This window comes from Microbispora sp. NBRC 16548, from assembly GCF_030268985.1.
Taxonomy (GTDB): domain Bacteria; phylum Actinomycetota; class Actinomycetes; order Streptosporangiales; family Streptosporangiaceae; genus Microbispora; species Microbispora catharanthi.
On the sequence record NZ_BSSF01000026.1, the window covers coordinates 51,131 to 72,552 of the forward strand.

Consider the following 21,422-nt stretch of genomic DNA (forward strand, 5'->3'; position numbering starts at 1 on the left):
TAAACGTCTCGGCAATTAGTCGAAGCGCATTGTCGGCGAAATACGGAGGCAAAGCGGAGGCCGGTCAACGACGTCGTCGTCGACAGCCACTCCCATTGGCACACATGGAATGCCACAGCGAACGGCCCGGGAGGGGTCAACTCGCCTGGACGGGCTCCGGCGGCGTGTGCCAACGATTGAGATACGACCCGATCGCTGATCGGAGAGGAGTATCTCTATGCACGGCACTCGATTCTCATTACTGCTGGGTCCGGCAGTCCTGTCCGCGGTTACGCTCTGGCCGGCCATCGCATCGGCCTCCACCGCCGCCCACCCCTCCGGCCTCGCCGCCGCGCTCAGCGCGCCGCGGGCCGAGGAGCCGGGCACCAGCCTCGGCGAACAGTCGGAGGAGGCGGCCCAGCAGAGCGGACGCGCGTACGAGGAGGAGAGCGGGTACGGGCGGGAGAGCGCCCAGGAAGGTTCATCGAGCGAGGAGTCGAGCGGCAGCCAGTCCCAGAGCAACATCGCCTACCACCGCTCGCGGGCCTCGCTGCGCGAGTCGTCACTGCGCCAGTCGTCGCTGCGCTCGTCATTGCTGCGGAGTAGCAGTCCGGCGCTCCGCGAGCAGTCGTCGTACAGCCGTCCGATCAGCTACACGCGGACGATCACCTACCGGCGCCCGGTCACGCAGACGCGCATGGTGACCGAGAGCCGTCCGGTCACGTTCACCCGGCAGGTCACCTTCCGGCGCCCGGTCACCGAGACGCGGATGGTCACCCGGATGCGTCCGGTCACCGAAACGCGCCAGGTGTCCTATCAGCGCCCCGTGACCTACACACGCATGGTCATGGAAAGCCGGCCGGTCACCCGCCAGGTGACCTACCAGCGCCCGGTCACCCAGACGCGGTACGTCACCGAGTCGCGTCCGGTGACGCGATACGTCACCTACCAGCGTCCCGTGGTGAGCTACGTCACCGAGAGCCGTCCGGTCACCCACCAGGTCACCTACCAGCGGCCCATCACCGAGACGCGGTACGTCACCGAGAGCCGTCCGGTCACCCACCAGGTCACCTTCCGGCGCCCGGTCACCGAGACGCGCTTCGTCACGGAAAGCCGTCCGGTCAGCTACACCCGGATGGTGCCGGAGACTCGCGAGGTGCAGTCCACGCACTTCGTCAGCGAGAGCCGTCCGGTCAGCTACACGCGCATGATGACCTACCGGCGTCCGGTCACCGAGACGCGGTACGTCACCGAGTCACGGCAGGTCACCAGCTACAGCCGGCCCATGATGCGCTCCTCCGCCGAGGACTGCGACCCGTGAGCCGGGAAGCGAGGTCCTGACATCCAGTAGGGCCATGAGGGGCACGGGCGTTCCCGCCCGTGCCCCTTCCACGTGTCCAGGCGGCTCAGCGTTCCCCGCCCCGGAAGCTGCATTGTCTATCCTCTTCCGCCGGCCGGGTCAGGTTGTCCCTCAGGCACCCTTCGTCGACGACATTGGACACCCCGAGCAGGTCGCTCGCCGCCCTGGCCACGGCCAGGTGGTCGGCGCCGGGGGCGAGTTTCAGGCGGAAGGACTCCGGCATGTCCTCGGCCCTGGTCACCTTCAGCAGCCTCGCATTCGTCTCGGATCTGCGGAAGTTCTCGAACGCCGTCCGCCGGTCCTCGAACGTCACGATCTTCACGTCGCGGCGGGCCCGGAGAGCTCGGCTGATGTTCTCCCGCTCCCAGGCGGTGACCGCGCCGCCCCTGCAGCCCTCAAAGGGGGAGTGATCCGTACAGAGGTAGACCGAGATGTCCACCCCGTCGGACGAGGTTGCGCCGCCGCTCGGCGACGTCGCGGCGACGCCGACCTCCCGGGGGTTCTGAGACGGCTCCGCGAGCCGTGCCACGCCCACGATCGTGCCGGCCACCGCGAGGGCCGCGGCGGCGATCGTGAGGCCGCGCGGCCGGGTGCGGCGTGGCGCGGGCAGCGCGTGGTCGAGGCCGTCGTCCGGCACCGTACGCGCGCGGGCCTCCATGGCGTCACGGAGCCGATCCTCGATGGTGCTCATGCCGCCTCCTCGCCTTCGGCTCGGAGTCGGGTCGTGCCGGAGGCGCGCGACTCAGCACCTCGCCAGGCGCCGTGTTCCCTGATTCGCTCGCTCATTCGTCCTCTCCCAGTTCGCGCAGGAGTTTGGCCAGGGCTCGTGCGGTCGTGGATCTGACGGTGCTCTGCCCCACCCCCATGACCAGGGCGATCTCGGAGTCCGCCAGGTCGAGGTAGTAACGCAGCACCAGCGCCTCCCGCTGGCGCCGGGGCAGCCGGGCCAGTGCCTGCAGCACCTGCCTGCGGGACTCGCCGATGAGGACGGCGGTCTCCGCCGAGTCGGCGAGGTCGGTGACCCGCTGCGTGCGGCGCAGCATGACCGCGCGGCGGCGCAGCACCGACCGCGACCCGTTGAGCACACAGGTCCGCAGATAGGCGAGCGTCAGATCCGGGGGCCGCCGCCGGCCGTGCAGCCGGGCGAAGACGTCCTGCACCACGTCCTCCGCCGATTCCAGGTCGCCGACGAGCAGCACCGCGAGCCGCACCAGGCCGACCCGGTGCTCGCGGTACAGCCCCGCCAGATCGGACTCGGGGGGCGGCGCGGGCGGCGCGAGCGCCGTCAGCCGCAGGGATTCACGATCCATGCAGTGTGAACGCGCAGCCCCGCCGATCCGCTGCTCGCGTGTTTCCGGCCCGGTACGTGCGAAGGCCCCTCCGGATGGTCCGGAAGGGCCTCGCGACTTCGGAACCTCGCGTCACGTCTCACTGGCGTGGGCCGCCAGGACGCGCCAGCCGTACTCGCCGGTGTGCACCCATGTGCGCGTGTAGCGCAGCCGGCCGGCGAACGGCTCGCCGTCGAAGGTGCCTTCGAGCGTGCCGAGGAAGCACGTGACTCCGGTCGTCCCCGAGACGACGACGGTGAGGTCCTCCTCGGCCACCTTCGTCATCACCTGCGTACGCGAGCGATGGTTGTGGAGATCGAGTTGCTTGGCCTCCGTGTGCAGCCGGCCGTCCGGCGGTCCCGTGAAGACGAGCCGCTCGTCGAGCAGCCGGTCGAGCTCCTCCACGTCACCGCCGAGCTGCGCCTTCTGCAGTCGCCGCTCGGCCTCGTACAGCTCGTCCAGAAGCGTGCCTGCCATGTCGGTCCTCTCCGTCGTGACGCGTCTTCGGCGACACAACGGTAGTCCCGGCGGCTTCCGGTTTCAGCAGGTCACTTCCCGGTGTCCTGCTTGCTCCCGGGCGTGCAGTACGGGCAGAACGGCTCGCGCTGGACGCAGACCTTGACCGTGTCGCTGTCGTTGGCCGGATCGAGGTCGAGCTCCTTGCCGCCGACGGTGGCGGTGTTGACCGTCTCCCCGACCGCGGTGGCCTTCGCGCGGACGACCAGCGTGGCCGTCGCGCCATTGGCCAGCGTTCCCACGGTCCACGTTCCACCGGCGTACGTACCGGTCGAGCGCGTGGACGACAGGAAGGCGAGGTTGGCCGGCAGGACGTCCTTGACGGCGACGCCCGTGGCGTCGTTGGGCCCGGCGTTGGCGACCGTGACGCGGTAGGTGACGGTCTCCCCCACGGTGACCTCGGTCTTGTCCGCGGACTTGACCACGCTCAGGTCGACGGCCGAGTTGACCTCGGTGACGGCGTCACCGCTGGTGGAGGTAAGCGGCTCGGGCTCGGGGCCGAGCCGGTTCTCGTAGGCGACCGCGCCGCTGTTGACGACCTGCTTGCCCGCGACCGACCTGCCGACCTTGACCCGGAACTCCACGGTGGTACCGTCCGGCAGGGTGGTGTCGTTGGCCAGCCGGCCCCCCGTCGTACCCGTGGCGCCGTCTCCCAGCCTGAAGGAGACAGCACCGGTGGCGGCGTCGAACTCGGCCTGGTCGTCGCCGGCCTCGTCGGTCATGGCGCCGCTGCCCGGGCCGCCCACGACGCGGAGCGAGCCGGGCACGTAGGTGGTCCCGGCCGGGACCTTGTCGGTGAGCCGGACGTTCTGCGCGACGTCGCCACCCTTGTTGACGGCGGTCAGCCGGTAGGTGATCTCGTCGCCGACGTTCACCGGCCCCTGCGGGCTCGCGGACTTGGTGACGACGACGCACGGCGGGGTGCCGAAGAAGACGTCGTCGAGGAAGTTGCCGACCGACGCGTTGCCTCCGGCGGCGGAGATGGAACGGAAGGCGAACCTGGTGGTCGTCTGCCCGGCGGGCACGGTGTAGGCGCCGTGGTAGGTGCCCCACTTACCGGTGCCGTCTGACATGGTCCCCTGCTGGGCGGGGCCCGAGGGAGCGCCGATGTCCAGCGCCATCTGGTCGGTGCCGAGACGCCCGCGGTGGGAAAGCCGCCAGTACAGCTTCTGGCCCGGAGTGGTCGGACGGTCCTGATAGAGGGTCGAGACCTGGTTGGCGTTCAGCTCCGCGAACTGCGCGCCCTCGACCGCCGGAACGTTCATCCGGGGGCTCCAGACCTCGATCATGTGATCGGTGGCGGTCGTCCGCCAGCCCGGCACCGCGTTCGGGTTGTTCTGCGAGGCGTCGGGGAGCGAAGCCCACGTCCCGGCGACGACGGGCTTCTCGAAACCGCCGTTGACCAGCGCCACCTGCTCAGGACACGACGTGGGGTCCGGCGCCGCGGCCCGCTGCGCCGCCGTGGCCGCGGCCTCGACACGGGCGGGCGCGGCGTCGGCAGGGACCGCTCCGCACAGCGTCAGGGGGACAGCCGCCGCCACCAGGGCGGCGACGGGGTAACACATCCTGCGGATGTGCCTCATCATGAACGTCCTCTCGTCGTGGCGATTCACCAGGCCGTACGAGCGGCGCTGGCACCGCAGGGAAGATTCGTCCGACGGGGACGAGAGGCGCGGCACGACACGTGCGGCCGTGCCAACAGTTGGCCGGATCTTGTTCTCTGCCGACCCTGTGCAGGGAAGATCTAGATCTTGGTCGAGGCCCCCCGCGGCCAGAACTGGACCAAGAACTGCTCCCGCGGATCCGCTTCGTCATCGGCCCGTGTGTACACCCGTACGTTCCATAGCCGCTCCGGCTCCCCGAGCAGCAGGAACCCGTCCTGCACGCCCGTGTACAGCTCCGCCGCGCAGACTTCTCCGGCCTCCGAGCGAAGGACGCGGGTGACGACATCCGCCCACGGCTCGCGCTGATCCCCCGGCTCGTCGTCCCACACTTCGAGCGTGAGGCTCACGAGGTCGTCCTCGGCCGAGAGCCTGAGGCCACCGCGGTCGGACGGCTCGAAGGGGTCCCAGGAGAACGACACATCGACGATGAAGAAGGTCCCGTCGTGGACGTCGACCTCGCAGTCGCTACGGGAGATCAGGGGCACGAGCTCATGTCCTGTCCAGGTCCGGGCGGAACTCGTGCACCACTTCGATGACGCCGGAGATGTGCGCGTTGAACTCGTCCAGCTCCTCGGCGGGCACCCACAGTTCGAGAATCGTCTCCCCGCCGACCTGCTGGATCGGATAGCGGGCCAGGAAGTCTTGGGGCACGTGAAAGCGGGTCACATAGCCGACCCCATAGCGGGGAGCATTCCAGTCACGGGCGATCCTGATCGCGTAGTCCTCGTTGAGCACGGGATAGAAGATCGGCTGCTCGGGCAGCCGCGGCGGCCACGCCCGCCACCCGGACCGCCGGACCAGTTCCAACTCCTCCGGCCCGGTCGGCCGCCACAAGGTCCGCAACTCGCCTGACATGATCATCTCCTCCCGCGGCCCCCAACCTAACCGGCCGGATCATGAGAAGGCATCCGAAATGTTCCGGTGCCGCGTACGGACGGCGGGGACGGCTCAGCGGGCCGCGCGCACGGTCTCCCGCGCCGCGCGGGCGAGCTTCTCGTCGTACGGCCGGCCCAGCTCACGCGCGAGCTCGATGGTCCGGTCGAGCAGCGTCAGCGCCTCGTCATAGCGGCCCGCCGCGCGGCACGTCTCGGCGTAGGTGTGCAGGACATCGATCTCCAGCTGCACCTCGGCCAGCGGTTCCAGCAGCTCGAAGGCCCGCCGGTGGTGTTCGAGCGCCTTCTCGGGTGAGCCCGTGATCCGCAGCGCGACACCGAGACAGTTGTGGCACCACGCCTGGTTGTGCTGGAGATTGTGCTGCTCGGACAGCTTCAACGCGTCACGCAGCGTCCGCAGCGACTCCGCCGGGTCGTCCGGCGCCAGTGCGAGACCGAGGGTGACCAGCCCGGTGATCTGTGCGGGCCCGTCTGCCAGGGCGACGGATGCCCGGGCGAGTTCGACGGCTTCGCCGCGCTGCCCGAGGTGAAGTGTCACCCATCCGTCGAAGGCCAGCGCCTGGGACTGTCCCGCCTGGCGCCCGATCTTCTCGAACAGCTCGCGTGCCCGCCGGAAGTGCGCCTGTGCCGCTTCGAGGTCACCGAGATCCCGGCGCACCATGCCGATCCGCAGCGCCAGGGCGGCTGCGATGTCGTCGTCCGGCCCTGACCGCTCGGCCAGTTCGTAGGCGGAAAGCGCCTCGGTGAGGCGTCCGGCGGTGGCACGGGCGTACCCGAGGTCCGCGAGCAGCGAAGCCCGCTGCCGGTCGCGGCCGAGACGCGCCGCGGCGGCCGCGGCGGCTTCGAGCAGGCGTGCCTGGTCGTCGGTTCCGCGGTGCCGGAAGAACCAGACCCGCATGGCCTGCGGCAGCTCGGCCACCACCTCGTCCACGCCGAGCCGCACGGCGGCGTCGAAGCAGGCCACCAGGTTGACGTACTCGAGGTCGAACCAGGCCATGGCCCTCGCCGGATCTCCCGGCGAGGGTTCCTTGCGGTGCGGCGAGGGCAGGGTCCGCTCGTGGGCGACGGCCTGCGCCAGGTAGTGCATGAGGACCCGGCGCAGGGCGGCTTCGGCCCGCGGCTCCTCGTCGGCGGCGATGTCCGCCGCGTACTGCCGGATCAGATCGTGCATCCGGTAGCGCCCGGGCGAGGGCTCCTGGACCAGGTGGGCGTCGACCAGCTCCTCCAGCGACGCGCCGGCCCGGTCGGGCGGCATGTCGGTGAGCGCGCCCGCCACCGCCGCGTCGAAGTCGGCGCCCGGCAGCACGCCCAGCAGCCGGAACATGCGACGCTGGACCGCGTCGAGCTGCTGCAGCGACATGCCGAAGGCGGAGTCGAAGCGGCTGGGGGTGGCACGCAGCCGCTCGGCCAGCACGGCCACCGTCCAGCCCGGGCGGTGGCGAAGCCGCGCGCCCGCCATCCGTAGCGCCAGCGGAAGTCCGCCGCACTGCCGCAGCACCTGACCGACCGCTTCCTCTTCGGTGAGCGAGAGCCCCGCCGCCCGGCCGAACAGGTGCACCGCGTCGTCGTCGGTCAGCGGCTCCAGGGACACCGGCGGCACTCCGTCCAGGCTCACCAGCCGGTGACGGCTGGTGAGCAGGACCGCGGACTTCCCCGCGCCGGGGAGCAGCGGGCGCACCTGCTCCGCGTCGACCGCGTTGTCGAGCACGACGAGAATCCGCCTGCGGGACAGCTCCGACCGCCAGAGCGCCGCGCGATCGGCGGTGCCGGCCGGAGGGTGCGTGACGTCCAACGCGCCCAGCAACCGGCCCAGCGCGGCGTGCGGCTCCAGTGGCTCCTGCCCCGGGGTGAAGCCCTGCAGGTCGAGATAGAGCCCGCCGTCCGGATACGCGGGGACGAGCCGATGGGCCACATGCACGGCCAGGCTGGTCTTGCCCACGCCGGCCATGCCGTCGACCGCGGCCGCGCCAGTGGTGCGCAGCAGCTCTTCGACCAGCGCGGACTCCGCTTCCCTGCCGGTGAAGTCGAACAGGTCGGCCGGCAGATCGTTGCGGCGCCGGGCGGGCGCCGCGCCGGCTTCTGCCGCCTCGGCCCACAGCGCGCGCAGTGGCCGGGGATCGCGTCCCACAGCGCGGCACAGCGCCACGACGGCCTCCCATGGCGGCACGAGCTGGCCGGTCAGGTATCGCGACAACGACGAGCTGCTCAGCTCCGTCTGACGGGCAAGGGCGCGCAGGCTGAGCCCGCTCAGCTCCTTGATCCGGGCGAGCTGAGCCACCAGTCGCTCCTGGGGGCTGGACACGTGCAACACCGTACCCGTCCCGGCCCACGCAGACGGATCGGCGATGCGTTCGCGCTGGTCAACCGGGTTCCGCGTGTCCCACGGTGTCCCACGGACCAGGCGGGCCCCGGCACGCCGATGGTCGGATGGCTCCTGTCGGAAACACCCGCGACGAAGGAGAAGCGATGTCGACCGAGCGCATGCCGAACCCGGCGGCTTTGATCCCCGAGGCGATGGAGGCCCTGATGGCGGTCAACAGCGCCATCGCGGGTGCCGGAGTGGACGGCAGGCTGCTGGCGCTGAGCCACCTGCGGGCCAGCCAGATCAACGGCTGCGCTCCTTGTGTGGCCGGGGGCGTCCACCAGGCCCAGCGGCACGGCGTGACCGCAGACCAGGTGCACGCCGTCGCCGCGTGGCGGGAGACGCCGTGGTTCAGCGACGAGGAGCGCGCCGCGCTGGCCCTGACCGAGGCCGTGACCCGGCTCGCCGACCACCCGGACCCGGTGCCGGACCAGGTGTGGGACATGGCCGCCAAGCACTTCGACCAGAAGGAGCTGGCCGCACTGCTGCTCAACATCGCGATCGCCAACGCCTTCAACCGGCTCAACGTGCCGACCCGCCAGCAGGCGGGCCAGTGGTGACACCGCCCCCGTCCAGCACCACCCCGAGCCACATCTCACAGAGAGAGGAAGTCATCATGTCGAACACCGCGAAGACCACCACCCCCGAGGGCCAGAAGTACGACGGGTTCACCGAGGAAGAGCGCGACGCGATGAAGCAGCGCGCCAAGGAGCTGAAGACGAGCGCTCGGCGCGGCGCCAAGGCCGACACGGAGAGCGAGGTGCTCGCGAAGATCGCCGAAATGGCGGAGTCCGACCGGGTGATCGCCGAGCGGCTGCACGCCCTGATCAAAGCCCAGGTGCCCGACCTCACGGCGAAGCTGTGGTACGGGATGCCCGCGTACGCCCGCGACGGCAAGATGATCTGCTTCTTCCAGGCTGCGGCGAAGTTCAAGGCCCGCTACGCGACACTCGGCTTCAGCGACGAGGCGAACCTCGACGAAGGCGCCATGTGGCCGGCCTCGTACGCCCTGACCGAGATGACCGCCGACGTCGAGGCGAGGATCGCAGCGCTCCTGAAGCAGGCGATGAGCTGAGGACCGGGCGCCGGTCAGTCGGGAATCGGGCCCAGCCCGAGAACGGCGCGCAGAGCGTTCTCCAGGTCGGTGGCGCGGTCGAAATCGCCGGCATGGCCAGTGAGAAAGGCGAAAGAGTAGCCGGCGGCTCCGGCGTAGTTGCCGCCCAGGCCGCCCATCCCGTAGTCGTCACCGTCGATGCCGAAGCCCAGCCCCCAGGTCGTCTGTGCCCCGAAGACCGCGTCCGTCCCCGAGCACTGGGCGGTGGTGGCCTCGGCGAGCAGGCCGGCTGACAGCAGCCGCGGCAACGCGGAGTAGAACCCGGCGGCTGCACGGGCGGTGCCGTGGCCGTTGACAGCGGGGATCTCGGCGGCCCGCCAGGCGGCGGAGTTGACCACGGCAGGGTCCTGGGCACCGGGCGGATTGCCGATCGCCCGGGAGTAGAGGTCGGGCTTGCCGTCCAGCGCGGCGGCCCGGAAGGCCGGGGTCAATCCGGTCAGCTCGATCGCCCGTGCCTGTTCCGCGGGGCCGAGGCCGATGTGAAAGTCCAGCTCGTGTGGGCCGCAGACCTCCTCGGCGAGAAAGCGGCCGAGCGTCCGCCCGTCGGTGCGCCGGACCAGTTCGCCGACCAGGTGCCCGTAGAACAACGCCGACTCGCCGTGCGCGGTGCCCGGCTCCCACGACGGCTCCTGCGCGGCGAGAAGCGCGCACAGCCGGCCCCAGTCGTAGAAGGTCTCGGTGGGCACCGGTCGGTCCAGCGCCACCACGCCGGCCTGGTGCGACAGGACATGTCGTACGGTCGCCGGCGCGGTGAACTCGGGCCAGTAACGCTGCATCGGGGCGTCCAACTCCAGCACGCCCCGATCCACGAGGAGCAACGCACAGACCGCCGCGAACGGTTTGGTCACGGAGTACGGCATGACGATGCTGTCGCGTGACCAGCCTGGCCCGCCCCACAGGTCGACGACCCATCGGCCGTCCAACTGGGCGGCAACCGCCGCCCCCGCTCCTCCAGCCTGCCGCTTCAGCACATCGGCGAAAACGTCCCGTACGTGCTCGAAACCCGGTTCCACCGTTCCGTTGATCACGGCCACTCACCCTAGGAACGGAGGTCAGCCGAAGGCAATCGGCATTCGGTCACCCGGATCGCCGATACAGCGTCGGCCCCGGACGTCGGCACGCAGCGTCACCCGCACCGCCGCCCGTGCGCCGCGGTAGGAGCGATAGCCGACTCGGCGCCGCCAGGATCCGGCCGGGCAGGCCGGTGACGTTCCGGCCTGCCCGTGTCGCCCCGCCCGTGCGCGCGACGCGCAAGGAAGTTCAGGCGGCGGGCGAGTGCTCCCGGATGTAGCGGATCAGGCCGACGACGTCGTCGGGGACGAGACGGCCGATCGCGCCGCTGGAGTAGACGCTGACGACGACCCGACCCTCGGGGTCGAGCACGAAGCCGGTCGACTGAACATACCTGGGGTCGTCGTTGACGAAAGCGCCGGTCGCGCGGGCCAGGAGGTCCGGGTCGGCGCTGTGACCGACCGGGAAGTCCAGCCGGAGTGTGGCGGCCAGTTCCCCCGTCGTGGCCTCGTCGTCCACCGACAGGGCCACCACCTTGGCTTCCACGCCGGTGAGGGTGTCCAGCGACCGCTGGAAGGCGCGCAACTGCGCCTTACAGTAGGGGCACCACGAACCCCGGTAGAAGAGGACGGCGCCGAAGCTTCCGGCCAGCGCGCCGGGCAGGTGCAGGGTCTCCCCGCCGGGAAGGGCCACGGCCAGGTCGGGAAACCGGTCGCCGGGGTGAAGCAGTGTCATGTCGATGTTCCTCTCGTGTCGGGACGATGTGCTGACACTGTCTTCGCGTCACCGCCGGCCGAGGTCTTACCTCCTGAGGGCGGTCGAATAGCATCGGACGCATGGCGGCGGATCCCGGTCTCGGGGATGACCAGGCCACCCCCGCCTCGGGCGACGCGGAGTCGGCCGAGTGGCTGCGTACGCTCGGCGGCGCCGGAGTGGAGCGGGAGGCGGCCGTGGAACGGCTGCACGCGATCCTGCTGCGCGTCGCGGGCAACGAGGTGCGCAGGCGCGCCCCGCGGTTGCGCCTCGCCGGACCCGAGCTGGACGACGTGGCTCACCAGGCCGCGGCCGACGCCCTGCTGGCCGTGATCGCGAAGCTCGGTGAGTTCCGCGGTGAGAGCCGGTTCACCACCTGGGCCTACAAGTTCGCCGTGCTGGAGGTGTCGGCCAAGCTCGGGCGCCACTTCTGGCGTAACCCGGGAGTGTCGCTGGAGGGGGAGGACTGGGAGCGCCTGCCGGACCGGTTCGGGTTCGACCCGGCCGAACGCTGCGAGCGGCATGATCTGCTCGCCACGCTGCGCCGGGCCGTGGACGAGGAACTCACCGAACGGCAGCGCCAGATCTTCGTCGCGATCGTGCTCAAGGGCGTCCCGACGGACGCTCTGGCCGTCGAGCTGGACACGAACCGCAACGCCATCTACAAGGCGATGTTCGACGCCAGGCGGAAGCTGCGCGCCGCGCTCGTCGCCCGAGGCTATCTGGACATCGGCACTTCGAGGCGGTCATGAACGGCTGGGATGAGCTCGACCGGTTCCTGGGCACCGACCCGCGCGACGTGGGCTGTGAGAAGGCGATGGACCTGCTCCACGTGTACGTCGAACTCGTGACGCGGCACCCGGAGACCGCACGGCGGCGATACCCGGGGATCGTCGCGCACCTGCGTGCCTGCGGCCCCTGCTCCGAGGATTTCGAGGGCCTGCTCGCCGCGGTGTCGGGCACCGCCGGCTGAGCGCGCGGCCGGCGCGGGCCGCCCTGCCGGTCAGCGCGGCCCCGCGCTGTCGGTTCCCACGGCTCGCGCCGGGCCGTTCAGAGAGCCCGCCAGAGGCCGACCACGATGTCGGCGTACGCGGCGTCCAGGGCTTCTAGCCGCGCCGGCGGCTCCCTCGGAGCCGCAGGGCGATCATGGTGAGCGCCGTCACGAGCGCGATCAGGCCCAGCACGACGAGCAGGTTCCGCCCGTAGTCCAGCGGCAGGAGTGAGGAGTTGTCGGCCCGCCTGCCGATGCCCGCGACCATCGGCAGGGCGACGAGGGACAGCACGGCTGCGACGGTCAGCCCCGCCCGCACCGGAGACGGCTCGCGCAGCCTCCCGACGGCCACGCCGGCGAGCAGAACCAAGGGCACGAGCACTCCGTCGTGCGCCACGATCAGGCCGCCGAACCACAGGGCCCAGCCGAGCGGGTCGGTCAGACGAGCGTCCACGACCAGGCCGGCGATCCCGGCCACGACCAGTGCGCCGCCCAGGCCGTACCCCAGCGAACGCCCCACGTTCACACCGCCACCACCTTCGACACCCACTTGGTCTGCAGGACACCCGGCCTGTTCGGCGCGATCAGCCGTACGGGGAAACCGTGGTCGGGCGCGAGCGGCGCGCCGTCGATCCGCAAAGCCAGCAGCGTGAGCGGGTCGTTCCAGTGCGGTGGCCGCACCTCGCTCGACCGGTACCCCCCGCCCCTCTCCAGCGACTCGACCGTGAGCACGGCGTCCGGCGCGACACCCGCCAGGGCGGCGAGGTCACGCAACCGGATGCCCGACCATTCGGCCTCGGCGCTCCAGCCCTCCACGCAGGCGATCGGCAGCCGGACGGTGTGCTGGGGGAGCCGCAGCAGGTCGTCGTACGCGAGGGCCAGCGGCGTGCGCACCGCGCCGGTGACGGTAAGCCGGTATCCCGGATCGTGGATCACCGCGGTCACTCCCGCCGCCGCCGCGGACTTGTTGACCGGCAGGCCCTGCGGACCGGCATGCGGATCGCGCGGCGCAAGCAGGGCAAGGCCGGAAAGCGGCGCGTACGTCTCGCCCACCGTGAACAGGACGGTGAGGCCCGACGCAGCGGCCACGGTGCCGAGGAAACGCCGCCGCGTCGTGGCCGCCTCCCGTGGCTCGACCTCTTCCCGCGTCCACAACTGCCTGCGCACCTTCGCCCATTCGTTCACGACGTGAATGACCAGGGCCCCGTACAGGAGGTATGCCGTCCAGTAGTGCGCGGCCGGAAAGGAGAACGGCCAGAGGTAGGCGTACGAGACGTTCAGCAATCCAGTTATCGACTGAAACAGCGAAGCACCGACGAGAACGAGCACGAGCGCGCGTTCCACGGCGTGAGAGAACGACCGGAAGGGTGGCCACTGCCAGAGCTTGGGATAAACGGTCCAGAGTTTCGCGAGAAGCAGCGGAATCGTCGCCAGCCCGCCGATCACGTGCAGGCCCTGCGTGACTCGGTAGAGCCCGACCGGCCGGGACGGCCACGCCAGCCGGCCGGGGGGATGCTGCATGAAGTGGCTGAACAGGCCTGTGGCGAAGGCGAGGGTGAAGCTGATTCCGAGCCACAGGCCGAGCCGGGCGGCCACCCGTTCGGAGTGCAGCCCGCTGGTGAAGCGGCCGGGCACGCCCCGCATCAGCGTTTCGACGCGTTCCTTCACGGCGGAATCACGCATCCTCGTTTTCCCGGCACGGCGGCGAATCGAGATCCGCTCCGGGAAGGAAATTCACAAGCACATTCGCGACCATACCGCCACCCGGGCTCGCGAATGCTTACGGATCAGTGACGGGCCACTGGGAGAAAGCGGCGCGGAAACCACCGGATGCCCGCCGGACTGTCTGCATCACTCACTGGAAGACGGATACCGACACGCCGCAAGGTCATCGGCAAGGTCCTGCAAGGTGAGCTCGGGATTCAGCGAATAGACCACCGCTTGCGTCAGCGGACGAAGGGCATAGACGTGCCGCACCGCACCGAGGTTCAGGGGGACTTCGTAGTAGTCCTCGGCAAACCGCTGGAACGCCTCCGGCGACGGATCGACGAGCAGCCCGAAAAGGTGCGCGGCGCCGTCCGGGTCGCTCTCGTCGTCCGGGTATTCGATCTCTCCCACCTGCCAGCGACCATCGCCGGACTCACGCCACAGGCAGGCAGTCACGATCGGCGTGCCGTCCTCGTCGCAGAACGCGGGCTCCTCCACACAGTGGCGGAAGGCGTGAGGGACCGAATCGAGCACCCCTGACCACGGCCCGTCGTTCTCGTACGGGCTCATCACCGCCTCGTGATCGAAGCCGCGAATGTACGCGCCTCCGGCTGAGAAGACGATGGAATACTCATCCCCCGAGCCGTTCCGCATTGAGGCCATCTCTTCTCCCGGCCCCCAGTTCGCATCGAAGGAGTGGTAGCGGCTCGCCCAGTCCGGGCTCAGCACCGCTTCCAGTACCGCTAGAGAGCGGCACAGGTCGCGAAGCACTGGGACATCCGGTAATAGCCGGGCTACATCATGAGCAGTCATGAGTCCCATCCAATCGGACGCCAGTGACATCCTCCGGTTCGTCCTCTCGCAGGAACCCGGTGTGGCAGTCACGGCAGCGGGACTGCCTGCTTGCAAAAGGGAGCCAGTCACAAGGTAGAGGGCTCCTCGCCCTGTTCGCTGGGTAGTTACAAGGCTGGTGGTGTGTGGTCATGTGAGGCCGTGTTGCTGTACGCCACTGCTGTACAGATAGAGCCGCCGGTGGTGGAACTAACCCTTAGCTGCCGCCCGATGCTTATCGGTAGGGGTATGGTCCTGGGTGTGGTCGAGCGCGTCTGGCAACTGCGTCGCGGCGATGAAGTACTCGGTGACATACATCTGAACGGCGACGGCGATTTCCCCTGGCTGTCGGGACGTTTCGTCGCCTACCCCGGGTACGCGGCCGTGGAACCGCTGTTTAAGCAAGAACTTGCCCTGATCGAGGCAGACGGCAACCTCGATTACGAAGCCTGGGAAGCCGTGTACGAGCGCATCAGCGACCAACTAGAGTTGATTACACCCGAAGACCTGCCTGTTGCGGACTTCCTTCTACACATAAACGGACAGCGCGCCTGGTTCCGATGGAGCGATGCCCCATTGGAGCCGTAGTTGGAGTCAGGCGAGGCCTTGAGTCGGCCTGTAGGCCGGGTTCTGATTTCGCGTGCTTGTGATCTGGGCGGATAACCTCGACACCCTCAGCGACGTGCGAAAACGCTTCCGTTCCTTGCCATCGCTTGCCAGCGTTTTCTAAGGCGGTGTGCCCTGAAAGCGCCCCGGCCCCATCACCTTTTGGACCCGTGGCTTCCAGCTACAACCGCGAGCCAGCCATGACTCAGAGGTTCCCTTGTGGCACTACTATCTCCCGTAGGTGTGATGCAGGGGGTGTTCGAGTGGGCGTGATACTCACTCCAGATAACGACGATGTCACCTGTAACGTGAGCTGGTCGTGCACCTGGTTCGGCCACTTCCGAAGGGAACTGGCGACAGCAGAGGGGTTCGACCTCGATTCGATGGTCGGATTTGGCGGTGACCGCTCATGGGACACGGTGGAGACAATCCTCGCCCCCCTGCTGAATCATCCAGACGACAGTGGCGATCTGACGGCAGCTGAATGCGCCCAGGTGTTACCTCGCCTCTCGGAGATCATCTCGGCATGGCGTACTAGGCCGTCGGAACACTGGCAGGCGTACGCGGAACGGGGACAAGACCTGATCGAAGTCTTGCAGGTGTGCATCCGGCAGGGCGTTCCCCTGGTGTTCTGCTGAGACCTCCGGAATGCGCCGGCGCCAGCGTTTTACCCCGTCCTGATCTTCCCGTCTGCCTTCGACCCGCCCCGGAGGGGCAGCGGGACGGCGACGGAGGGGCAAGCTCGGCTTCGCGTGTTCCATGTGCCCGGTGACCTTCGCTCACAACGTCCGGAGGGCGTTCCGTGCCCCGTGATCAAACAGACTGATCTCAACCCGAAGGAGTGGACTCCCCGGGAGCTGCGGCACAGCTTCGTCTCGCTGCTCTCGGACAACGGCATCCCGCTCGAAGAGATCTCACGGTTGGTCGGCCACAGCAGCACGGCCGTCACCGAGTTGGTCTATCGCAAGCAGATCCGGCCTGTCCTCCAGGAGAGTGCAGTGGTCATGGATCGCATCTTCAAGAAGTGATCGGGAACGGTAGTCACGCAGATAGACACGCAAAGGCCCTCGCCGGTTCTCCGGGAGGGCCTTTGTGGTGGAGCCGCCTAAGGGAATCGAACCCTTGACCCCTTCATTACGAGTGAAGTGCTCTGGCCGACTGAGCTAAGGCGGCACGCCGCGAGCGGCTTCGCACAGTCTACAGGGTCATCGCGGTTCTCGTGCACCGGCGCCGCCGGGAGCGTCGCGGCCCTCTGATCCCGCCCGGGGAGCCCGATGCTCACCACGGAGATCGGTAAAACTTACTCAGCCGCCTACAGGGTTTCCCTTTACCCGATGACCAGCAGAAACGTGTCATACCAGGCGCATCTGTCACAGGAAAAGCGCCCTGTCTCGCCCGACGGCGCCCACGGGCCGCCAGACATTCGACCTCATCCTTCGCGGCCCTTGTCGGGAGGTCGCCGCCCGCCCTCGGCAGACGGCATGCTGTTCCTCGTCACGCAGGCGACGGCAGGGGAAACGACGGGTATGCGATCGGCCGGACAGAAAGCGAAGGTCACACCGCTGCGTACGCGGTACGGCGGCGGTCCGAGCCGGCGGATGGCGGTCGCGGCGCTGGCCGCGCTGCTGCCGTTCACGGCGTGTTCCAGCCACGCCCCGACCACCTCCGAGCAGCCGAGCGCAGGTGCGAAGGCACAGCCGGCGGTCGAGGCGCCCACAGCCGAAATGCGCCCGTTCTACGCGCAGCGGCCCACGTGGCGCACGTGCGGCGACGGCTTCCAGTGCGCCAAGATCCAGGTGCCGCTCGACTACACGAAGCCCTCAGGCGAGCGCATCGAACTCAGCGTGATCCGCCTGCCGGCCACCGGCAAGCGCGCCGGCTCCCTGCTCATCAACCCGGGTGGTCCCGGAGGCTCCGGCATCCAGTACGCGCGGGCCGCCCGATCCGTGGTGAGCGACAAGGTGCGCGCCCAGTACGACATCGTGGGGTTCGACCCCCGTGGCGTGGGCGAGTCGACCCCCGTCACGTGCATGACGGGCTCCCAGCTCGACGCGTACATCGGGATGGACTCGAGCCCGGACACTCCTGCGGAGGTCACGGCGCTCGACAAGGAGTCCAAGCTGTTCGCCGACAGCTGCGGAGCCAAGTCGGCCCGTCTGCTCCCCCACGTCGGCACGGCCGACGCGGCCAGGGACATGGACGTCCTGCGCGGCGTCCTCGGCGACCCCGGTCTCACCTACCTCGGCAAGTCGTACGGCACCTATCTGGGCGCGATGTACGCCGACCTGTTCCCCAAGCGCGTGCGGGCACTCGTGCTCGACGGCGCGGTGGATCCGGCCGTGCCGTCGCTGAAGTCCAACGAGGTGCAGGCGAAGGGCTTCGAGGTGGCGCTGAAGGCCTTCGTGGAGGACTGCTTCCTCAACGGCTCCTGCCCCTTCAAGAGCCGTACGGTGGACGGCGCGATGAAGGAGATCAGCGATCTGCTGGCGAACGCCGACCGGCAGCCGCTGAAGAACGACCTCGGCGACGGCCGGGTGGTCAACGAGGCGTGGGCCGTCATCGGCATCGCCACCCCGCTGTACGAGCGCGCGGCCTGGCCCCGGCTGCGGGAGGCCCTGAGCAAGGCGATCAACGAGGGCAACGGGACGGACCTGCTCCAGATGGCCGACCTCCTGGTCGACCGGCGGTCCGACGGTTCGTACTCGAACCAGACCGAGGCGAACATGGCCGTCAACTGCGTGGACCACCCGTTCCCCAAGGCGCTCGACGCGTACCGGCAGGCCGCGGGCGAGGCCGCCAAGGCGGCGCCGCACTTCGGGCCGTTCGTGATGTGGGGATCGCTGCCCTGCGCCTACTGGCCCGCGAAGTCCGTCGGCACCGACAAGCCGCTCAAGGCCGCCGGCGCGCCGCCGATCCTCGTCGTCGGCACGCTGCGCGACCCCGCCACGCCGTACGAGTGGGCTCAGGGGCTCGCCTCGGAGCTGAACTCGGGCGTGCTCCTCGGGTACGACGGCGACGGCCACACGGCCTACCGCAGCGGCTCCACGTGCGTGGACAACGCGGTCGACGACTACCTGCTCGCCCTGCGCGCGCCCAAGAGCGGCACCGTCTGCCCGAAGACGGGCTGACAGGCGCGGCCCCCGGAGCTCAGGGCCTCCAGTGGTGCAGCTCGGTGATCGTCACGGTCGTGTCGAAGCCGAGCACGGGATCGGGTGCGTCGGACAGCAGGCTCTCGTACAGCGGCCGGTGGCGCGCCGTCTTCCTGGGAGTGCGGCCGTCGTGGCCGTACGCCGCGAGCAGGGTGCCCGCCCGTGCGGCGAAGCCGGTGTTCGCGGTGTGATCGATGACCACCTCCACGTCGGTCTCGCCGAGGGTGAAGGTCGTCCCCTTGCTGCTTTCGCCGGTGAGCCAGCTCGATCGGAGCGAGGCCAGACCGGTCCTGCCGCGAGAGCGGTACTCGCAGGTGGCCCAGGCGCTCGCGCCGCCGTCCATCTGACGCAGCGAGGTCAGCGAGGCCGGCTCGACGAAGCGGGCGAGCATGCTGAGCTGGTTCACCCCTGAGTCCACCCAGCTCGACACGTATGACGCGAACGCCTGCTCGCCCCGCAGGATGTAAGGGTCGTAGAAGGCCGAGGTGACCCGGGTGATCGGACCCCACTCGGGATGCCGGGCGATCTGCTCCGCCGCCCAGCGGACCTCGGGCGCGAACGCGAAGTGGTGCGCGGTGAACACCCGGCCGCGGACGTCGGCCTTCCCGTCCAGCTCGCGGAGCCGGGCGAGTGCGGCGAGATCGTGGACGAGCGGCTTTTCCACCAGCACTCTCGCCGAGGACAGCGTCAGCGCCTGCGTCGTCAGATCCTCGTGCGTCTGCGTCGGAGTGGCGATCACGATCAGGTCCGGCTGGTGCGCGCCCAGCGCCTCGGCGAGGTCGCGGTAGTGCGCGGGCGTTGTTCCGCGGAACGCGGGCGGTTCCGTGACCTTCGGATCGACGGCGAACTCCGCGACGACCTCGGGCCGCGCGGCGAGCACCTCGAAATGGCTGCGGGCGATGATCCCCAGCCCGACGAACCCAACCCTGACCCGATCGCTCATGAAAGGCGTCCTCCTCGCGCCAACCGTACAGAGGAGTACAGAGTCGTCCTCAACTCCTTTTTCGGACGGGCCACGTGTCCACGTCCCTACAATTCCGGCACATGGCTTACCGGTGGCGCTCACGCGAGCTGACCCTTCCAGTGACCATGGTCGCGGTCCTGACGGTGTCCGGATGCGGGGTGTTCGGCGGGCCCCGGGCGGCCTCCTCCGAGGGCGCCTCCCCGGCTCGGCCCTCGCCGTCCGTCACCTCCACGGGGACGACGCCGGCCGAGGAAGGGCCGCCCCTGGCGAAGGAGGGGTGGTTCGGCCCCACCGGCCCTCTCCACGCGCGGGTGGAGATGCGCGAGGTGGAGCGGTTCGCCGACAGGTCCGTCCTCCGCTTCACGGTCACCTCGCTGGAGGACGAGGCACGCCACGCCGGGAACTCGTTCGGGACGGCGGCCGGCGACCTCCTCAGCTACCGCATCCCTCTCATCGACCCGGTCGGCGGCAAGGTCTACCACCCCCTGACCGACCAGGTGGGGACGCTGGGCAGCAAACCCGGCTACTACCAGCCCGGCGTGCGCTACGAGACCGTCGTGTACTACCCGCCGATCCCGGCGAGCGTCCGTATGGTCACCGCGATCACGGCGGGAACGGCGGGTGAGTTCACCGGCGTGCCCGTGGTGGACGGGACCGGTTCCGGCGGCGCCGTGTCACCTACGGCCGCCCCCGGCAGCACGCCCGCGCCGGGCACCACGGTGTCCTGGCCGGTGCGTGAACCGGCCGGGCGGGTCACCGGCAGCGTTGAGGACCTGTACGGCATCACCGAGGGCGCGGAGAAGACGACCGTCGCGAGCGGCGGCGACGAGACCGTGGGCCTGCGCACCGATGTGCTGTTCGCCTTCGACTCGGACAGGCTCACGGCACGGGCCAGGGCCGTGCTCGACGACGTCGCGAAGGAGACCCGGGAGAAGGCCGATCCGGGCAAGCCCCCCATCCTCATCGAGGGTCACACAGACGGCAAGGGCACGCACGCGTACAACATGGCCCTGTCCCTGCGGCGCGCGGAGGCCGTACGCAAGGAGCTGCAGGCGCGCCTCGGCGGCGCGTACCGCTACCGCGCGACGGGCAAGGGCGAGACCGAGCCCGTCGCCCGCGAAGGCGGGGCGGACGACGAGGAGGCGCGTGCCGAGAACCGGCGCGTCGAGATCTCCTATCGGATCAAGCAACCGACCGGCGGCTCCACGGCCTCGGAAACCGCCGGGACCCATGCCGCCGAGCCCGCCGCAGGCGGGGGACGGCCGGCCCCGTTCCACGCGGACGACGGCGAGACCGTCGCCAGCCGGACCTCCGCAAAGCAGCCGTCCGGGCAGCGACTGCGCATCGACGTGAAGCCCTTCTACCGCGACGGCGCCTACCTCGTCGCGGTGTTCGACATCGTCAATCTCGGCCCGGGGGACCTCGGCGCGGGGACCGGGTACGGCGGGGACATCGCCTACATCGGCGGCTGGTACACCGGCTTCTCGGTCGTCGGTCCCGCCTCGCGGACCGTCTATCGCGCCGTACGGATGGGACCGGACGACCCGCGGGGCCCTGATGACTACGTGGACCCGGGCTGGGCGACGTTCAACGTCAAGCCGGGCACGGGCAACCGCGGCTTCTTCTACGTGCCGGCGCCGCCGCCGGGCGTCACGAGCGTGACCTTCGACGCCGGCCCTTTCGGAAAGATCGACCACGTGCCCGTACGTTAATTCTCTCAAAGGTGAAACTTTCACACGCGGTGGCCCGCTCGGCGAAACTCCGAACCCAGTTCGGCACAGGTGATACGACCGCTGACCGCCGCTTCGGTGAGCCCGGCACCTTGACCGGCCCTCATGCATGGGATTGGCTCCGCCGCATGACCGCGGTCGCCCTCCATGAATTGTTAACGCTCACATTACTTTAACTCCGATTCGAGCGCACGGAGAGCGACCACCACCTGAGGAGGCGCATGTGAGATCTGCTTTTTCACTGTCCAGACGCACGGTCGCCTGGATGGTGGGCCTGCTGTGCGTGCTGGCGTTGCTCCCGGCCGGCGCGGCCCGGGCGGACAACCCGATCGTGCAAACCATCTACACCGCCGACCCGGCGCCGCTGGTCTACAACGGCCGGGTCTACCTCTACACCGGACACGACGAGGACGGATCGACGTACTTCACCATGAAGGACTGGCGCGTCTGGTCGTCGGCGGACA

General features: G+C 69.5%; 23 protein-coding genes, 1 tRNA gene and 1 pseudogene. 11 read left to right on the forward strand and 14 right to left on the reverse strand.

Annotation, left to right across the window (positions count from 1 at the left end; all coding sequences use genetic code 11):
- The first annotated feature begins 217 nt into the window (after positions 1 to 217).
- Complete coding sequence (locus tag QSK36_RS40300) at positions 218 to 1,300, forward strand: hypothetical protein (RefSeq protein WP_183543277.1); 1,083 nt, start codon at positions 218 to 220, stop codon at positions 1,298 to 1,300.
- A gap of 85 nt (positions 1,301 to 1,385) precedes the next feature.
- Here the strand turns inward: QSK36_RS40300 and QSK36_RS40305 are convergent, their stop codons facing one another.
- The 7 genes from QSK36_RS40305 to QSK36_RS40335 form a co-directional block, all read right to left on the reverse strand.
- Complete coding sequence (locus QSK36_RS40305; RefSeq protein WP_285786041.1) at positions 1,386 to 2,030, reverse strand: permease-like cell division protein FtsX; 645 nt, start codon at positions 2,028 to 2,030, stop codon at positions 1,386 to 1,388.
- Between the two features lie 91 nt (positions 2,031 to 2,121).
- Positions 2,122 to 2,649: a sigma-70 family RNA polymerase sigma factor gene (locus QSK36_RS40310; protein ID WP_183543273.1), complete on the reverse strand. Its 528-nt coding sequence runs from the start codon at positions 2,647 to 2,649 to the stop codon at positions 2,122 to 2,124.
- 111 nt (positions 2,650 to 2,760) lie between these two features.
- A complete protein-coding gene (locus tag QSK36_RS40315) occupies positions 2,761 to 3,144 on the reverse strand; it encodes a nuclear transport factor 2 family protein (protein ID WP_285786042.1) in 384 nt (127 codons plus the stop codon).
- Between the two features lie 71 nt (positions 3,145 to 3,215).
- Complete coding sequence (locus QSK36_RS40320; RefSeq protein WP_285786043.1) at positions 3,216 to 4,769, reverse strand: CLIPPER-2 domain-containing protein; 1,554 nt, start codon at positions 4,767 to 4,769, stop codon at positions 3,216 to 3,218.
- A 158-nt stretch (positions 4,770 to 4,927) separates the two neighbouring features.
- A complete protein-coding gene (locus tag QSK36_RS40325; RefSeq protein WP_285786044.1) occupies positions 4,928 to 5,332 on the reverse strand; it encodes a hypothetical protein in 405 nt (134 codons plus the stop codon).
- Between the two features lie 4 nt (positions 5,333 to 5,336).
- A complete protein-coding gene (locus QSK36_RS40330; protein ID WP_285786045.1) occupies positions 5,337 to 5,702 on the reverse strand; it encodes an ADP-ribosylation/crystallin J1 in 366 nt (121 codons plus the stop codon).
- Between the two features lie 93 nt (positions 5,703 to 5,795).
- Positions 5,796 to 8,042, reverse strand: a complete 2,247-nt coding sequence (locus QSK36_RS40335) for an ATP-binding protein (RefSeq protein ID WP_285786046.1) — start codon at positions 8,040 to 8,042, stop codon at positions 5,796 to 5,798.
- 164 nt (positions 8,043 to 8,206) lie between these two features.
- On the opposite strand from QSK36_RS40335, the gene QSK36_RS40340 reads away from it, so the two are divergent.
- Both QSK36_RS40340 and QSK36_RS40345 read left to right on the forward strand, forming a co-directional pair.
- Complete coding sequence (locus tag QSK36_RS40340) at positions 8,207 to 8,662, forward strand: carboxymuconolactone decarboxylase family protein (protein WP_183543263.1); 456 nt, start codon at positions 8,207 to 8,209, stop codon at positions 8,660 to 8,662.
- 56 nt (positions 8,663 to 8,718) lie between these two features.
- Positions 8,719 to 9,177 (forward strand): iron chaperone, encoded by a 459-nt coding sequence (locus QSK36_RS40345; protein WP_285786047.1) that lies wholly within the window; start codon positions 8,719 to 8,721, stop codon positions 9,175 to 9,177.
- A gap of 14 nt (positions 9,178 to 9,191) precedes the next feature.
- Here the strand turns inward: QSK36_RS40345 and QSK36_RS40350 are convergent, their stop codons facing one another.
- Positions 9,192 to 10,244: a serine hydrolase domain-containing protein gene (locus QSK36_RS40350; protein WP_285786048.1), complete on the reverse strand. Its 1,053-nt coding sequence runs from the start codon at positions 10,242 to 10,244 to the stop codon at positions 9,192 to 9,194.
- 232 nt (positions 10,245 to 10,476) lie between these two features.
- Positions 10,477 to 10,962 (reverse strand): redoxin domain-containing protein, encoded by a 486-nt coding sequence (locus tag QSK36_RS40355; RefSeq protein WP_285786049.1) that lies wholly within the window; start codon positions 10,960 to 10,962, stop codon positions 10,477 to 10,479.
- A gap of 101 nt (positions 10,963 to 11,063) precedes the next feature.
- Here QSK36_RS40355 and QSK36_RS40360 point away from each other — a divergent pair, with 101 nt between their 5' ends.
- Positions 11,064 to 11,732, forward strand: a complete 669-nt coding sequence (locus QSK36_RS40360) for an RNA polymerase sigma factor (RefSeq protein WP_285786050.1) — start codon at positions 11,064 to 11,066, stop codon at positions 11,730 to 11,732.
- Complete coding sequence (locus QSK36_RS40365; RefSeq protein ID WP_285786051.1) at positions 11,729 to 11,953, forward strand: hypothetical protein; 225 nt, start codon at positions 11,729 to 11,731, stop codon at positions 11,951 to 11,953. Before QSK36_RS40360 ends, QSK36_RS40365 begins: the two co-directional genes overlap by 4 nt.
- A gap of 133 nt (positions 11,954 to 12,086) precedes the next feature.
- Here QSK36_RS40365 and QSK36_RS40370 read toward each other — a convergent pair whose 3' ends face one another.
- From QSK36_RS40370 to QSK36_RS40380, 3 genes are all read right to left on the reverse strand, one after another.
- Positions 12,087 to 12,497 (reverse strand): hypothetical protein, encoded by a 411-nt coding sequence (locus tag QSK36_RS40370; protein WP_183543253.1) that lies wholly within the window; start codon positions 12,495 to 12,497, stop codon positions 12,087 to 12,089.
- Positions 12,494 to 13,654 carry a molybdopterin-dependent oxidoreductase gene (locus QSK36_RS40375; protein ID WP_285786052.1) on the reverse strand — a complete coding sequence of 387 codons (1,161 nt, stop codon included), beginning with the start codon at positions 13,652 to 13,654 and terminating at the stop codon, positions 12,494 to 12,496. Before QSK36_RS40375 ends, QSK36_RS40370 begins: the two co-directional genes overlap by 4 nt.
- Before the next feature lie 168 nt (positions 13,655 to 13,822).
- A complete protein-coding gene (locus QSK36_RS40380) occupies positions 13,823 to 14,449 on the reverse strand; it encodes a hypothetical protein (RefSeq protein WP_285786053.1) in 627 nt (208 codons plus the stop codon).
- Between the two features lie 321 nt (positions 14,450 to 14,770).
- On the opposite strand from QSK36_RS40380, the gene QSK36_RS40385 reads away from it, so the two are divergent.
- From QSK36_RS40385 to QSK36_RS40395, 3 genes are all read left to right on the forward strand, one after another.
- Positions 14,771 to 15,097 carry a hypothetical protein gene (locus QSK36_RS40385; protein WP_285786054.1) on the forward strand — a complete coding sequence of 109 codons (327 nt, stop codon included), beginning with the start codon at positions 14,771 to 14,773 and terminating at the stop codon, positions 15,095 to 15,097.
- Between the two features lie 281 nt (positions 15,098 to 15,378).
- Complete coding sequence (locus QSK36_RS40390) at positions 15,379 to 15,753, forward strand: hypothetical protein (protein ID WP_285786055.1); 375 nt, start codon at positions 15,379 to 15,381, stop codon at positions 15,751 to 15,753.
- A gap of 171 nt (positions 15,754 to 15,924) precedes the next feature.
- Positions 15,925 to 16,143, forward strand: a complete 219-nt coding sequence (locus tag QSK36_RS40395) for a tyrosine-type recombinase/integrase (protein WP_285786056.1) — start codon at positions 15,925 to 15,927, stop codon at positions 16,141 to 16,143.
- Between the two features lie 68 nt (positions 16,144 to 16,211).
- Here QSK36_RS40395 and QSK36_RS40400 read toward each other — a convergent pair.
- Positions 16,212 to 16,288 (reverse strand) — tRNA-Thr (locus tag QSK36_RS40400).
- Between the two features lie 353 nt (positions 16,289 to 16,641).
- Here QSK36_RS40400 and QSK36_RS40405 point away from each other — a divergent pair.
- Complete coding sequence (locus tag QSK36_RS40405) at positions 16,642 to 18,243, forward strand: alpha/beta hydrolase (protein WP_285786057.1); 1,602 nt, start codon at positions 16,642 to 16,644, stop codon at positions 18,241 to 18,243.
- Between the two features lie 19 nt (positions 18,244 to 18,262).
- Here QSK36_RS40405 and QSK36_RS40410 read toward each other — a convergent pair whose 3' ends face one another.
- The gene (locus tag QSK36_RS40410) at positions 18,263 to 19,207 is read right to left on the reverse strand and encodes a Gfo/Idh/MocA family protein (protein WP_285786058.1); all 945 of its coding nucleotides are present in this window, start codon (positions 19,205 to 19,207) and stop codon (positions 18,263 to 18,265) included.
- A 101-nt stretch (positions 19,208 to 19,308) separates the two neighbouring features.
- Between QSK36_RS40410 and QSK36_RS40415 the strand changes: the two genes are divergently transcribed.
- Together QSK36_RS40415 and QSK36_RS40420 are read left to right on the forward strand one after the other, a co-directional pair.
- Entirely contained in the window at positions 19,309 to 20,940 is a 1,632-nt protein-coding gene (locus tag QSK36_RS40415) for an OmpA family protein (RefSeq protein ID WP_285786059.1), read from the forward strand.
- A gap of 241 nt (positions 20,941 to 21,181) precedes the next feature.
- Positions 21,182 to 21,422 (forward strand): annotated as a pseudogene (locus QSK36_RS40420) (glycoside hydrolase); the annotation flags it as partial.